The following is a 15,730-nucleotide window of genomic DNA, read 5'->3' on the forward strand; positions in this document are numbered from 1 at the left end:
TTAAAAAAGGGGGTGGAGATTACCATTAACGAATTGTTACCAAACTTAAACGCCGAGAAATCTCGCAAAAAGAAAAATGGCGAATATTGAAAGAGATGTGGATTCCTTCAGTACATAATGTTTGAGAAACTTGGCAGAATCTTTCACGTAACCGCGTACTGTTTCGGCAGATACGCCCATTTGGTCAGCAGCTTCTTCATAAGATTTGCCGTAGATACGGCACAATGTGAATGCCGACTTCTTTTGCGGAGAAAGCAGTTCTATGCCTGCATTAAGTATGGTTAGTTTTTCTTCATAAGCAGCTTCTGAAGTTCCTTCTTCAACCGGAATCATATCGTGCTTAGCTTCATCAAAAACAGCAAGGCTTTGCTTAATAGACTTTTTCAAAAACTCCAATGACTTATAATAGCTCGCCGAAAACAGCCAGCCGCCTATTTCCTGTTCCGAAGTAAGCTTTTCCCGGCGCGACCACAGTAGCAGAAACACATCCTGTAAAATATCTTCTGCATTGGTTTCATCATTTACCAATTTGCGGATATTAGCATAAACCGCATTGTGATATTTCTTATACAGATAAGCAAAAACGGCTTCATCATTCTTCTTCAACTTCTCAATAAGCTCCCGGTTAGAGAATATACTCATGGAATATCATCATTTTGCCGGCAAAAATAGACTCAAGAGAAAAGGTTACTTCAATGTTAATGATTAAGAAAATATTATTTCTGCATTGTGTATTGATTATATTAATGTTATTTATTAGCGAGAATTGTTATTTCAACAGCAGATCGGGTCTTGGAAATTTCAACTTTATCGCTACGCCGAAATTTATGACTAATTAGAAAGCTCAATATAGCAGTAAAACGTGCAATTTACCAGATGCATGCAGTATGTGCTAAAAGGTCGTTGAAGTCAATCGTTCCCAATTTGCAAAAGCAAATTTTTCTTTATCATCACTATTCAAATTTGTTGCTTCCAGAAAATTGCGCGCATCCCTTCCTGCACGGTATTGATAAGGATAATCCGAAGAAAAAAGAATTCTGTCCGCGCCAATAATCTCAACGGAACGTTGTAAATAATTTTGGCTGAACATTCCGCTTGCGGTTACATACAAATTTTGGCGAACATAATCTATGAACTGTTTATCAAGTTTTGCAGCTCTTCCCAGCGAAGCCAGTCTTTCAGCATAAAATAAAATCACTTCGCCCCAATGTCCGAGAATGATTTGAAGATTGGGAAAACGGTCGAAAACTTTTGCCAATACCATGCGAACAAATTGTATTCCGGCTTCGTAATGCCAACCTAATCCGTAAGTGGAAAAAGCAAGATTTGTGTCATCGTCAAAGCCGGAATAGTAAATATCTCTTACGGCTTTTTGCGGAATTTGCGGATGAATAAACAAAGGAACGCCAAGCGTTTCCGCACATTCAAACAATTCCCAAAAATCTTTGTGGTCTAAATTTTTTTCGCGTGTGCGACCGCAAAGCATTGCGCCTTTTAAGCCAAGATTTTTTACGGAACGTTCCAATTCTTTCGCCGCTTCTTTCGGCACAGGCATGGGCAACGCGGCAAATCCCTGAAACCTTTCCGGATGTTTTTTAATAATCTCTGCAACATAGTCATTGGTTTGTTGCGCAAGCGCAACGCTTTCATTTCCCAGATTGTGCAGGCTCGGACTTGTGAGCGAAAGTACTTGCACATCAATGCCCGTTTCGTCCATCAGTTTCAGGCGTGTATCGCCAATGTCATCTAAGCGATTTTCGATTTCGCCAAGATGAAGATTTTGTGTAGGGTCGTCTTTATCGGCATATTTTTGCCATTCATTGCGGACGGCTTTTGTAAGAAAATGTTCTTCTATTGCGATTAATTTCATTTGACAATTTTATTTATTGTTTCTCAATTAAAGCTCGCCCGAAACTTTAACGGACTTTGCCTTGTCTTTGTCTTAAACAATTTGCTGAAACTTTGCGGATGTTCAAAGCCTAACTCATAAGCAATTTCGCTCACAGACAAATCGGTTGTTGAAAGTTTCTCTTTGGCTTTTTCAATCAGTTTTTCGTGAATGTGTTGTTGCGTATTTTGTCCTGTCAACACCTTTAATAGACTGCTTAAATATTTAGGCGATACATTCAGTTCGCCGGCGATGAATTGAACGCTTGGCAATCCTTTGATTGCAACATCATCATTTTTAAAATAATCATTCAATATTTCTTCCAATCGTTCTAATATTTTGTGACTGGATTTTTCGCGGGTAATGAATTGCCGGTTATAAAACCGCTCGGAATAGTTCAGCAAAGTTTCTATTTGAGAAATAATAATTTGCTTGCTGAACTTATCGATATTGGAATGATATTCCTGCCGGATATTTTGAATAATGCAATTGAGGGTTTCTTCTTCTTTTTCCGAAAGGAACAAAGCTTCGTTTACGGAATAATCAAAGTATTCGTATTGCTTAATGGTTTTCGCTAAGGATGTGTTCCACAAAAAATCCCGATGAATTAATAACATCCAGCCTGAACGTTTAACTTTTGTATTTGCATCGGGTTCTATTCCGAAAATCTGGTTCGGCGAAATAAAAAACATTACGCCTTCATCAAAATCATATTCCTGCTGTCCGTATTTCATCTTCGGTGTTCCGCGCTTTACGGCAATCTGGTAAAAATCAAACATCCAATTTGTTTCGCCAATATCGGCAGGGCGTTCGATTTTTGAATAATCTATCACGCTAATCAGCGGATGCTCCGGCGCAGGCAATCCGCGCGACTGATGAAATTCGCTGATGGTTTTTATCCTTATCGTTTGCCGTTGTTCCATAATACAAAAGTAGAAATTGTTTTTTTGATGAATAGTCTAATCCCACAGCGTTTGTTTTACCAAGCCAGTTCATCGCCGTTCCTGTCGAAAAACTTTCCCGTCGGCACATCTGCTAAGGTGGCAAATTTTACAATGATGCTTGCACCTTGTGCTGCAGTTTGCGTTCCTTGATGCTGATTGAGATTGGTTGCCGTGTAGCCCGGTTCAATGCTGATAATTCTAAAATTTGTATCCTGAAACTCCCTTGCAAGCAATACGGTAAAAGCATTCAATGCCGTTTTTGAACAACTGTACACATCGTAAATTCTGTGATTAGGATTTTGCGAATTGCTTTGAAACGACAGCGAGCCTAACGGACTTGAAACATTTATAATTCGTGGTTCGTCCGATTTTTTCAATAAGTCGATAAATTGCTGTGTTGTTTGTATTGCACCGAAAAAATTGGTTTCAAAAACTGTCCGCAGATTTTCCATATCAACAGTGGAAATATTCTGAGGTTGTTTGCCTGCAATGCCTGCATTATTTATCAACACATCTAAATGCGGCGTTTTATTTCCCAATTCTTTTCTTGCAGATTTTATGGATACAATATCCGTTACATCTATTTCTATACATTCCACATTGTTCAATCCCGATGCTTTTAATTGCTCTGTTGCTTCAATTCCTTTGGATTCATCTCGACTTCCGAGATAGATATAATAGCCAAGTTCTGCTAATTGCTTGGCAGTTTCAAAACCGATTCCCTGATTGGCACCTGTTATAAATACTGTTTTCATTTTTAATTGTTTTTGTTGGTGCAAAGTTCCTCACTAAACGAAAAACAATTGTAGCCGAAAGACAGGTTGTTGTAGCCAAAAAGAATACAATTACCCGAACTGTTTTATCCATAAATGAAAGAATTTCCAATACGCGATTTTCTGATAACTAATCTGCAAGACAAGGTTTGGAGAAATGAATTTCACTATTTTTGAGGCATTCAATACGATTTTATATTTTAAAATTTAAACATTGGAACTCAATTTATCCATTCATAAAGTTGGCAATAAAGAAACAGAAACGCTTTCTTTGTCCGGTTCGGAGATTGCGGTTAACCAGGAACTTTCTGAATTGCTTACAACTTATTTTCTTTCTTCTTTTAAATCCGAAGAATATTATCAATTACACCACGATGCGGACTTAGCGTTAAACGAAGTATATGCGTATGTTTCCGCAATCTTTGATAATGTTGCAGCGCTCCATGAACAATCGATAAACCTTGCAAAACATTTATATAATCAAAGCACGCATCCCAAAATAAAAGGCGGCGAGTTCTATGTAGCGTATTTTAAAGATGCAGCATTGAGCGGAGACAGAATGGATGCCGTCGGATTATTCAAATCGGAAAATAAAGACACTTTCTTAAAAGTATTTCCCAAAGACGAAGGCTTTGAAATAGAAAGCGAGCAGGGCATTAATATCAACAAGCTGGACAAAGGTTGCATCATCTTCAATACCGAAAAAGAAAACGGTTATATCGTATCCGTTGTGGACAATACCAATAAAGGTGCAGAAGCACAGTATTGGACGGATAATTTTTTGCATCTGCGGCAACGGCAGGATAAATATTATAATACGGAAAATACAATGTCGTTATACAAAGATTATATTGTAAAACAATTGCCGGAAGAATATAGTGTAACGCGCGCCGACCAGGCAGATTTCCTGAACCGTTCCATGAAATTTTTTAAAGAAAAAGATAATTTTGAACTGGACGAATTTAAAAACGAGGTACTTCAATATCCTGAATATATCAACAGTTTTGATAAATACAAAGAAGAATATGAAAAAGAGCGCGATATTGAAATCGCCGACAATTTTACTATTTCAGACGCTGCCGTAAAACGGCAAAACCGTTCTTACAAAAGCGTGATTAAGCTGGACAAAAATTTCCATATTTATGTTCACGGCAACCGCGAATTGATTGAGCATGGCATAGACGAAAAAGGAAGAAAATTTTACAAGATTTATTATGAGACGGAGTCTTAATTCTTCCGGCATTCAAGCCTTATATTCCTGAAAGAAATTTTATCCAAACCAATATCTCGTCCAAAAGCATTTTGATTTTCTCAAAATAAACAGCCCGCTTAGAAAAGCAGGCTGTAGTACTTAAAAAGTACATGAGAAAAAATCATTAAACGTGTTTGTTATTTCACATCTTCCTGCGGCAATAATTCCAGTGATATAAAATTCTTACCGGTCAGATGTTCTTTAACCCAATTCCGAACTGTTTCCGGCGTTACGGCATCCAGGTTTTTCTGTCTGTCGAAAATATCATTCAGGTTTTCATGCACTTGTTCTTTTCCGACAATATAGCTCAGCCAGAAACCGTTGGTCTCCATAGCCTGTTCCATTTGTTTTTGATAAGCAAGTTTTACTTTCTGCACATCTTCGTCGGAAATGTTGTTTTTCATGGAATCAATTTCCTGTTCGACCATAGCTACCAAATGGTCCACATTTTTGGGAGCACAGCCGAAAGAAACTGCCAGTGAATAACGCTGTTCCGGCTCTTTGGCTTCATTGGTCTTTACCGAAGGAGAATACACTTCCGCTTCTTTTTCGCGGATGTCGCGAAGCAGTTTTAATTCCAATACCTCGCCGGCAGTGTATAACAATAAGTTATTCACAGCGCTGTATTGATACTTGCCAGTCAGCAATATTTCTACGCTCGCTTTATCTTCCGTTCCGGCTCTCACTATTTTTGTGAGTCTGCCTTCTGGCGGACGAATACCTAAATCCTTTGCCGCTGCATTTGCGTGTGTAGCGGGCAAGCTGCCGAGATAAGTTTCCAACAACGGACGAATGCTGTCCACATTAAAATTACCTACAAAAACAAATGTGAAAGCCGAGGCATCTGCAAAGCGTTCTTTATAGAAATTATATGCGGTATCCAGATTCAATTCATCGATCCTGTCCACCGTAAACGGGCGGCTGCGTTCATTATAGTTACTCAGGAAATAGCTGACCGTATCGCGGAAAATATTCGCAGGATTGGAATATTTATGCGCAAGACTCTGTTTGGCACTTGTGATGATGTTACGGTAAATAGCCGTATCCATACGCGGCTGCGTAAATTTCAGATATAAAAGTTGCAGCGCTGTTTCCAAATCTTTTTGGTTAGATGAACCTTGCGCACCTTCAGTTCTATCACTGATAAACGTGCCTGCGCTCGCTATTTTTCCTGTCAATAATCTTGACAATTGTATCGGGTCGTAATTACCCAAGCCCATATTGCTCAACATAGATGTTGCATTACCCGCAGATACATAATTGCTCAATGTGCTTAACGACGTGCCTCCCGGCGCAAATCCCATAAAACTGATGGCGTCATTCTGGTAAGTGGTAGGTTTAAGTAATACTTTAACGCCATTGCTCAAAGTCATTTCCGTGATACCGAGCTTCGGAATACTGTCTTCCTTAACAACTTTTCCCGGAGTGGGCAATGTTTTCAAAAGCATAGCATTTGCCGCCGTTGCGATTTCTTTGTATGGTGCAATGTTACCGTTTTCTATACTGCTGAACCAGCCTGTAACCGTTGCAGAGTCCGGTAGATTTGCTTTTGCCGAGTCAGGCGCTATCAGCAAAATGTCGCGATTATTATCTTTGATATATTCCGATGCTACGCTGTTCACTTCTTGTGTGGTGATAGCATCCAGATGCGATTTTACAAAATCATATTCCCATTGAATAGAAGGTTGCGCTTCGCCATGCAAAAACAAAGATTGTAAGGCTTTTACATAATTTTGGGATGATACTTTGCTTGCTTCTTTTAGCGAGGCTTCCATGCCGCTGAGATAATTCTTTTTTGCCCTGTCCAATTCATCTTGCGTAAAGCCGTATTTTTCTACCTGCTTTACAATTGTCCAGCCTTGCTTTACGGCTGCTTCCAATTGTCCTTGTTTTGGTACCACCGAAAAACTAAAGGCATCCAAACCGCCAAGCAACCCGGAAATTCCGGCGCTTGCAGACAAATAAGTTTTATCCGGTTTCAGGCTTTGTTCGCCATAACGCGCGCCCAACATTTGACCGAACAGTCCGCGCTTGATTGCTGCTAAATAGTCCGCCTCGGTTTTGATATTGCCGGCTTTGTGTTTGATAATAAGATTCAACTCCGTTTGCGGTTGCTCTTTATCTGTTACAACTACAAAACGATTTTCGCCAGTAAGCGGAATGCTGTAATGTGTGCGGACTCTTTCGTTCTTTGGATTTTTTTCATCGCTAAAATGCGCTTTAATGTAAGCTTCCACTTGCTTTACATTTATATCTCCGACCACGATTACCGCCTGCAAATCCGGACGATACCAGTCGCTGTGAAAACGCCTGATTTGTTCCGGTTTAAAAGTTGTAAGAATACTGTGTAAACCAATAGGAGTGCGCACGGCATATCTCGAATTGTTCAGCAGTATCGGCATATATTGACGGCGCATTCTTTCGCCTGCACCCAAGCCCAGCCTTTCTTCTTCCAACACCACGCCACGCTCCTGCGCAATATCGGTCGAGTCCAGCAAAGCATCCTGTGCCCAGTCTCTGATAATGCCCAAGCCTTTATTCAGCATAGACGGGTCGTCCAATGGAATAGGAAGTTCAAATACGGTCTCGTCGTAACTTGTATAAGCGTTAAGGTCTGCACCGAAACGGACACCGGCTTTTTGAAGATAATCTTCCAATTCGTTTTTGGGATAATGCTTTGTACCGTTGAAGTTCATGTGCTCCATAAAATGCGCTAAACCTTGCTGGTCATTATCTTCTAATATAGAGCCAACTTTATTTACCAGGTACATCACTACCCGTTTCTTCGGCTCTTCATTGTGCCTGATATAGTAAGTAAGTCCGTTAGGTAATTTTCCCGTGTGAATAGCAGTATCCAACGGAATCTGCTGTGCATACAATCCGCAGGCAGCCGTTGAAAGTAAAGCGGTCAGTAGCCATTTGTTGTTTAGTTTCATTCTGTCTTGTTTTTGTACCATGTGCAGGCAGACTGCACTTGTTCTTTTTAAATAAATTTTTTCCCGTTTAAGCGAGTATTTCCGGTGTACCTAAGTTCTTAGGCAAAAGAAACCTGCCAAGCCAATATCATCACAAAAAGCCTGTACAGGTATTTGTATTATCCTTAGTTAGTTACACATTGTTTATAATAAAGACGAATAAAAAGTGTTTACCCCTGTGTCAAAATAAGTTTTTAACAATTATTTCGGCTAATATGGCTTTCTGCCCCAATTGTTTAATGCCTATTTCAACATATCCAAGATTCCTTCATTTTGGATAATGAGCATACCCTGACGGTCTTCCGTGATACCTTCGGTTAATGTGTACGGATAGCGCGGCGTGCTGCCTTCCATCTCCGTCGGCATGTAACCAAATTGAATATTCATGTTGTTTTGTAGGGCTTCCCCTACTTCGATGATGTGTGTAGAAATGATGAATAAACAATCCCGGTATTTCGAAAACGCTTTCGTTACTTCCAATGTGCCTTCGTAAGCATCCTTCACATTCGTACCCTTGAACAGCTCATCAAACATTACCAATAAGTTCTTCTTTTGGGATACCAATTCCGCTGCCTGCTTTACCCGCAATACTTCCGCATAAAAATGACTGTAACCCAGACTGATGTTGTCAGGCACATTTATCGAACTGAACAAGCCGTCTTTTACCGTAAAACACATCTCGTCCGCTGCTACCGGAAAACCGCAGTGCGCCAGATAAAGGTTTATGCCGATGCTTTTCATCAGCGTACTTTTGCCTGCCATGTTCGCTCCCGTGAGAAAAAGAAGGTTGTGTTCCCGGTTGAAGGCTATGTCGTTTCCAACAGCATTTTTTAATGCAGGATGCCTTAGCCCTTTTACCTTTAGTTCATTGCCTTCCTTTGGTTTGGCTTCGGCATACGTAAAGTTCCTATCTTCGGCTACGCTCCCTACCGCCATGAAGACATCCAGCTCGTAAATAAACTGCAAAACAACTTCCATGTCTTTCCGCTTTGTGTGCGTCAGCAGCCGGTCAAAATAAGCAGTGTCTTTTACGGAAAGGTCTTCTTTTTTTTCTCCTTCTTTTTCTCCCTTTTTCCCGGAAAGCAACCGCAGTTTCGTGATGTCTTTGTCTGTAAGAATGGTTTGGACTTCCCTTATCTTTTCTTCGTAAGGATTGTCCTGCATATTCATATCTTCTGTGAGAAAACCGTATAGCAGTTGCAGCACCGTTGCCGCTGCGGTCAGTCCTTTTGCCTGTAAGCCGTACGCTTCGTCATGCACTAATGACGATAACGCCTTTTTCTTTAGCGTGGAGAACATACTGCCGACAGTCGTTTTACTGCCGCCGCCGTCTAAACGGTTGGAGAACAGCTCTACCTGTTCCCGCTCTAAGGGAAAACGGTAGCCGCTTTGCTGAAAGTACCGGAAAACGGTTGCCCTCCGGTTGATTTGCTCTTCGTCCGTCAGCGGCGTTTTCAGCAGCTTTTCCAGCAATTGTTCCCCGCCGGGTGTATGTGTCCGGTTGAATAGTGCATACACCGAACCGGACTGGTACCTGCCTAAAAGATTGAGCTCGTCCGTCGTTTGCTTATCGGTTATAAAAGACATTTTCTAAATGAATAATGAGTAATGAATAATTGAAGCGGATAAGGGATAATTGTTTACGGTCGATTGTCCATTGTTAATTGCCCGGCGGCATTCTTTTCCAGCATCTCTATGATACCTTCATTGCGGATGATGACCATCCCGTGGCGGTCTGCCGTGATGCCTTCTTCCAGCTTGTAGGTATAGACGGGGTTGTGCCCCTCCATCTTCGTGGGAAGGTATTGGTATTGGATATGATTCGTTTGTTGTTGTAAGATGTCCCCGGCTTCAATGATATGCGTGGAGATGATGAACAAACTGCCCGTCTTTTTGGCGAACCCTTCGACTACAGCTACCGTGGCTTCCCCGGCATCTTTCACGTTCGTTCCCCTAAACAGTTCATCGAACAACACGAACAGTCTTTTGCCGGCGTGCAGTTCCTGTGCTACTTTTTTTACCCTCAGTACTTCTGCGTAAAAATGGCTGGCGCCCATCCCGAGGTTGTCCGGCAGGTTGATGGTGGAGAACATGCCTTCCAGCGGCGTGAACGTCATTTCCTTTGCAGCTACCGCGAAACCGCAATGCGCCAGATAAACAGCAATCCCCACGCTTTTCATAAACGTGCTCTTGCCTGCCATGTTCGCCCCTGTGAGAAAGACGACATTATGCTCTTCGTCTATCGTGATATCGTTGCCTTTGGCATTGGCTACAGCAGGGTGTTTCACGTCTTTCAGCTGAAGGCTTGTTGCATTGCCCTCTGCATATTTTGCTGCCGCAAAATTCCACCCGTGTTCTTTGGCAGTTTGACCCACGGAAAGGTAAGCATCCACACAATACATATAGTGCAGCAGCCTTTTGGATTCCTTGTAGTGCCGGAAGCGAAGGATGTTGTCATAAGCAACGAGCTTGTCCTGCGGCAGCTTGCCTTGGGTGTTCTCCGATAACAGCGGAACAAAAGCTGCTTCCGACAAGAGGGCTTCTATATTTTTTCTTTCTTCCGAATAATCCTTGTTGTGCAGGGCAGCTTCCCCCTGTATAAAAGCGTTCAGCTGTTGCAGCAGCCTTGTCAGCGAGCTGATGCCTTTAACAATCGTTTTATAGCCTGTATCTGCCGCTACCAACCCGGACAGCTTCTGCCCCAGGCTTTGCTGCTGTGCCGTCAGACGCGTGCGCTCGTCACGCTCCGACAAGTACTGCTCCGCCCCATCGAACAGCTCTCTGTTAAACGGAAAAGATGTGCCCGCTGCCCCGAAGTACCGAATAATGCCCGTGCGGCGGTTGATGCTGTCCGCATTATCCAAAGGATAACGAAGCCATTCTTCCAGCACCGCTCCACCGCCACGCGTGAAAGAACGGTCATACATACCAAAAATACCACCGCCCTTTCCAAATATACCTAAATCAACTAACGTCTGACTGTCTGTAAAAAACATGAGTGTCCTATTTTTTTAAAAACAAAGAATTTTATTGCAGTATCTATAAATGTTATTTTACTTCAAATCAAGCTGTTATAAAACTCTTGAGGTAGAACATTCCTACATTCACAAGGAAAAGTCTTTTTATTACTTGCAATAAAAATCAATTCTCATTAATAACCTGTTTTAGAATATTATTTCAACATTATTTCCGTCTTCTCCTGATTAATAAAATAGTTCCGAACAGCAATAACGCTACAGGCAATATCCATAACAATCCGATATTGATAATTTTAAAACCGGCATCGCTTAGTGTAAAAAAGTGGTCTTTTGCTTTCGGACGGTAAGAGTTCACGGGAAATTTTCCATAAGTAAACCAGCCGAACAACACAGTATTGAATTGAAAATTTACCGTTCTACCCATATTCTTGCGCCCTAATTCCGCATTGCTCATCACATCAGCGTCGCCGCTCACAATAATACGTTGCTCTTTGCCATTCACGGTACGCGTTAATGCAATTGTGGTCGCAAACGGACCTTTCCCATCTCCTAAAGCCGGATTATATTTAATAGCCGAAGAATCTAAAACAACATTACCAACATGATTCCAGCTTTTGGCGCTGTCTGTTAATAATAAAGGCGTTATCCTAAATCCCTCACTGTCTTTATAATTAATACCGCACACGCCCGGCATACTTACGAAAGTACTGTCGTTATATGCGCCTTGCAAAACAGGCGACCATTGTGCCGCTTCTTTGGTAAGATAAACGGTAGCGATATTTTGCGCATAAGCGCTACTGTCCTGGAGAATCTGACCCGGCATTAACTGAACGCCCAGCATTTTTAATAACGGATTAAGTATCTCCTGTTTGCCGGGCTTTCCGAGAATCATCAAGTTACCGCCGGCAGCAACGTATTTCCTGATTGCATTCAAGGCTGCCGGACTTAATTCTTTTCGCGGGTCGGCAATTACCAATGCCGCAATATCGGCAGGGATACTGTGTGTGCTGTCTGCCATAACAGGTGTTACATCAAAACCCTGATTGATGAGCGAATAACGAAATGGTTTGAGATTGACAATATTTTTGTACGCATCATCTCCATCTTTGTCGATACTTCTTTCATAGTCGCCCTGCAGAAAGCCTATTTTCGGCGGAATGGAAATCAGCCTTTTTAAAGCAGCAGATACTTCTGTTTCGCTGGGCCAAGTTTCAGGGTCGTCAAATATTCGCAGGAAAGTAGTTCTGCCTTTGTATTTCAGCCGCATTACGTATTTGTTTCCTTCCGGGAGAAGATTTATTTCCTTATGTATTTCAGCCGGCGTTTTAAACCGGTCCAAGTCATCCTTATCCGCTTCCGCCCGTTTTTGTGCAATTTGCAATATGGTCTTATTTTTATTCATGTATTTGTGCAGATAAGGGTCGCTCGGTACATCGTCATAATAATACACATACTTCAATGTAATATCTTTTTTGAAGCGGATATATTTTTCCCACCTGTCCAAATCTGCATTGCGCTTATCGGGAGAACCGAGATAATAATTACGGTCGAGATAATTAATGTACGTCGTTACTTCTAAAGGGCTATCCAGCTCCTTAATAATTTTTTGCGCACTTTCGGTAATTGTATTCACGTTAGTAGCCGTTACATCCCAATAACCGACATATCCCGGTCTTGAAGTAATATAGCCCGCCAGTAATACAAACGCAAATATACCCACATATTTTCCGGCTTTGATATACCACGCCTTGGTTTCCCTGCCGGATTGTAATTTAATAATACTGAAAACCAAAAACATCCCGGCTATCAACACAAAATAAAAAACATCTTTTGTCGTAATAAGCCCGGCAATCATTTTGCTTGTACGCCCGGAAATGGACAAGAAATACGTAAGGTCGCGCACAAAATCTACTTTTTGCCATATTTGTCCCACATAAGTCAAAGCAGCAAATACCACAAACGTGCTGAGCGCTGCAACCACCTGGTAACTCGTTAAACAGGACATGAACAAACCGATAGCCGCATAAGTACACAGCAACAGAAAAACACCAAACAAACCCGAAAGAAATAATGCTACATCCATGTGCGGAATAAACCAAAACGCAGTAATCCCAAACAGCATCAAAACACCGATAAGCACGAGTGCATAGCCTACCATCGCCAGAAATTTACCGAAAACAATTTCCCGGACTTTTACAGGCGATGAATATAGCAGGCTGATAGTACCGCTATTCATTTCCCGGCTGATTAGCCCCATTGTCAGCAACGGAAGATAGAGATACAATTTATCCAACAAACCGGGAAACAAACTTGTAGCCCAACCGCTGAAAATATAATTGGTAAGGAAGCCAAATATATCATCTTTGTCCATCAAATGTTTTGACCGCATCAGTCCGTCCAGCGTGTGGGTAAAATTAAATGCCGCCTGAAACACAAACACAATTAAAAGGAACCATGCAATAGGCGAATAGAAAAGATTGCTTAACTCCAACTTCGCTATCTTGAATATTTTTTTCATTATTTATTTGAATGAATTTTAATCTTTAAATAAGAATGCTTTATTTATTTTTTCCTTTTCCGGATAGTTCTGCAAACACTTCATCCAAGGAACTTTTTTCGAGAAAAGCTTCCTGTACAAGCCATTTGTTTAAAACCGCCGTTTCGATAATCTTCTGCGACACGTCTTGCGAACCATCAAAATAAATACGAAGCCTTTGCGCTGTCAGAAATTCCGCTTTGGTTACTCCCGGTATTTGCAAAACAGCATTCTCTGCCGGCGGATTAGCAAGAATAAGTATCATACTGTGCGGTGTAACGTAATTGTTGAAAGCATCCATTGTGTCGGAAAAAACAATCTTTCCTGAGTCAATCATCTTAATATCCTTACATAATACCTGCACTTCCGACAGGATGTGTGTAGAAAAAATGACCGACCTTTCTTCTGCTATTTCTTTAATCAAAGCCCTTACTTCGATAATCTGGTTAGGGTCAAGACCATTGGTCGGTTCGTCCAGAACAACCAGTTTGGGTTTATGGATAATTGCCTGCGCAATGCCCACACGCTGCCTGTAACCGCCGGAAAGATTACGAATCAAACGCTTGCTGAAATGTGCAATACCGCAACGTTCTTTCGCTTCATCCATCGCGCTTTTGATATTACTTTGGGGAATATCCCGCATATTGGCAGCAAACTCAAGGTATTCATCTACTGTAAGGTCGGTATATAACGGCGGGTTTTGCGGCAGGAAACCGATTTGCTTTTTTGCCTCTTCGGGATGCTCGCGCATATCTATACCGCCAATAACAACTTTACCTTCCGTCTGGTTGATGACGCCGCACAGAATATTCATCGTAGTGGATTTACCGGCTCCGTTGGAGCCGAGTAAACCTACTATTCCTGTTTTATATATTTCTATATTGATGTCGCGTATCGCCCAATTGCTGCCATTATATTTGTGGGACAAATGACTGATACGTACGATTGGTTCTTCCATATTTTTAATATAAATAATTGAAATTAATAGCCGGGGTTTTGCGTTAAGTATGGGTCATTCTGCAATTCGTTATAAGGCACAGGTAAAAGCGCCGCTTCCGGCACCCAGCCCGATTTGATTTTGCTCAATACCGCATCAATTCTTCCTGTGCGTTTCAGGTCAAACCAACGGTGTCCCCATTCGCAGAAAAACTCTATTTCTCTTTCGTGCATCACGGCATTGATGATTTCTTCTTTGGTAGATGCCGTACTATTTGGCAATCCTGCTCTGGTTCGAATCTTATTCAAATCAGCGGATGCACTATCTAATTTATTCTGCTGTGCCAATGCCTCTGCGCGTATCAGATATTGCTCTGCCAGGCGAAACATTACATAGCCTTCAGCCGGAAGTGAATCTTTAGAACGTTGTTTGTATTTGTTTATATAATTATAGCTCGTTCCGTTAATTGTACTTACACCAATCCACGAGGTTTTCCGCAGGTCATTTGTTTCAAAGCTATCCAAAAGATAATTTGTAGCCTGCCAGTTTGGAGCGGAATAGATGCTAAAAGGTAATAAAGCATAAGCTTCTGCTGTTTGCTGACTTGTACCTATTGCCGGTACTTGCCATATTGCTTCATTACTGCCTTGCAGGAAAACGCTGCCGGGCGCCACCAAACTATATAAACCGGAATTGATTACGTCACTTGCCAATGCATCGGCTTGTGCATATTGCCCTCTGTACAAATAAACACGGGCGAGCAACGCATCAGCTGTGTACAAATTGGGGCGTGCCCTTCCCTCAGAGGGATAAGAAGGTTTCAGTACTTTGCGGGCATCCATGAGATCAGAAAGAATAAAATCATATACCGAATCTACCGATGAGCGCGGTAAAATAGCATTTGCTTTATAATCTATGCTCGTAACAATGGGAACTCCACCATACAAATTGACAAGATAAAAATAGTTCATAGCTCTTACCATCTTCAACTCTCCGAGCAACGATTCCTTTAAAGAATCACTGATAGCACCGGTAGAAGTAATACCTTGCAAACAAGCATTTATGTAATAAATATTCTGATATGCCGATGACCAGAAATTGCCGGCTGTTCCATCGGTAGCCACATAAGTATTCGTCAAAAATGAATTGCCATAGGAATAAGCCAGCTCATCAGAAGCACATCCAATATATTCTGTAATCATACCGCTGAATATATTCTGTCCGCCGCCGGCTATTTTGAAATTCAGGTAAACGCCTGCCATAGCGCTCATAATATCCGAGCTGTCGTTAAACACCATTTCTTGCTGCACCTCCGTAGGCGGATTGCCAGGAATTTCTATCAGCTTTTTGCAAGAAGTAATTCCTGCCACAGACATAACCATAAGTGCGACAGATAATTTATTGATGATACGATGATATAGTTTCATGTGTTTATATTTTTAATGTT

11 protein-coding genes are annotated in these 15,730 nt (G+C 41.5%); 1 reads left to right on the top strand and 10 read right to left on the bottom strand.

What is annotated here, in order from left to right; genetic code table 11:
- Positions 1–45 precede the first annotated feature (45 nt).
- From A9P82_RS10060 to A9P82_RS10075, 4 genes are all read right to left on the bottom strand, one after another.
- The gene (locus tag A9P82_RS10060) at positions 46–642 is read right to left on the bottom strand and encodes an RNA polymerase sigma factor (protein ID WP_066207471.1); all 597 of its coding nucleotides are present in this window, start codon (positions 640–642) and stop codon (positions 46–48) included.
- Positions 643–892: 250 nt separating this feature from the next.
- A complete protein-coding gene (locus A9P82_RS10065) occupies positions 893–1,870 on the bottom strand; it encodes an amidohydrolase family protein (RefSeq protein ID WP_066207474.1) in 978 nt (325 codons plus the stop codon).
- Positions 1,871–1,893: 23 nt separating this feature from the next.
- A complete protein-coding gene (locus A9P82_RS10070) occupies positions 1,894–2,811 on the bottom strand; it encodes a helix-turn-helix domain-containing protein (RefSeq protein WP_066207476.1) in 918 nt (305 codons plus the stop codon).
- 56 nt (positions 2,812–2,867) lie between these two features.
- Positions 2,868–3,587: an SDR family oxidoreductase gene (locus A9P82_RS10075; RefSeq protein ID WP_066207478.1), complete on the bottom strand. Its 720-nt coding sequence runs from the start codon at positions 3,585–3,587 to the stop codon at positions 2,868–2,870.
- Positions 3,588–3,819: 232 nt separating this feature from the next.
- Between A9P82_RS10075 and A9P82_RS10080 the strand changes: the two genes are divergently transcribed.
- Positions 3,820–4,836, top strand: a complete 1,017-nt coding sequence (locus tag A9P82_RS10080; RefSeq protein WP_066207480.1) for a nucleoid-associated protein — start codon at positions 3,820–3,822, stop codon at positions 4,834–4,836.
- Between the two features lie 158 nt (positions 4,837–4,994).
- Here A9P82_RS10080 and A9P82_RS10085 read toward each other — a convergent pair whose 3' ends face one another.
- The 6 genes from A9P82_RS10085 to A9P82_RS10110 all read right to left on the bottom strand — a co-directional run bounded on the left by A9P82_RS10085 (position 4,995) and on the right by A9P82_RS10110 (position 15,710).
- Positions 4,995–7,793, bottom strand: coding sequence for a M16 family metallopeptidase (locus A9P82_RS10085; protein WP_066209824.1), 2,799 nt, complete (start codon positions 7,791–7,793; stop codon positions 4,995–4,997).
- Between the two features lie 282 nt (positions 7,794–8,075).
- Positions 8,076–9,419, bottom strand: coding sequence for a MutS-related protein (locus tag A9P82_RS10090; RefSeq protein ID WP_066207482.1), 1,344 nt, complete (start codon positions 9,417–9,419; stop codon positions 8,076–8,078).
- A 53-nt stretch (positions 9,420–9,472) separates the two neighbouring features.
- Positions 9,473–10,828 (bottom strand): MutS-related protein, encoded by a 1,356-nt coding sequence (locus A9P82_RS10095; protein WP_066207483.1) that lies wholly within the window; start codon positions 10,826–10,828, stop codon positions 9,473–9,475.
- A 187-nt stretch (positions 10,829–11,015) separates the two neighbouring features.
- Complete coding sequence (locus A9P82_RS10100) at positions 11,016–13,328, bottom strand: DUF4350 domain-containing protein (protein ID WP_066207484.1); 2,313 nt, start codon at positions 13,326–13,328, stop codon at positions 11,016–11,018.
- Positions 13,329–13,368: 40 nt separating this feature from the next.
- Positions 13,369–14,304 carry an ABC transporter ATP-binding protein gene (locus tag A9P82_RS10105; RefSeq protein WP_066207486.1) on the bottom strand — a complete coding sequence of 312 codons (936 nt, stop codon included), beginning with the start codon at positions 14,302–14,304 and terminating at the stop codon, positions 13,369–13,371.
- Positions 14,305–14,327: 23 nt separating this feature from the next.
- Entirely contained in the window at positions 14,328–15,710 is a 1,383-nt protein-coding gene (locus A9P82_RS10110) for a RagB/SusD family nutrient uptake outer membrane protein (protein ID WP_066207488.1), read from the bottom strand.
- Between the last annotated feature and the right edge of the window lie 20 nt (positions 15,711–15,730).

Source organism: Arachidicoccus sp. BS20, from assembly GCF_001659705.1.
GTDB lineage: Bacteria > Bacteroidota > Bacteroidia > Chitinophagales > Chitinophagaceae > Arachidicoccus.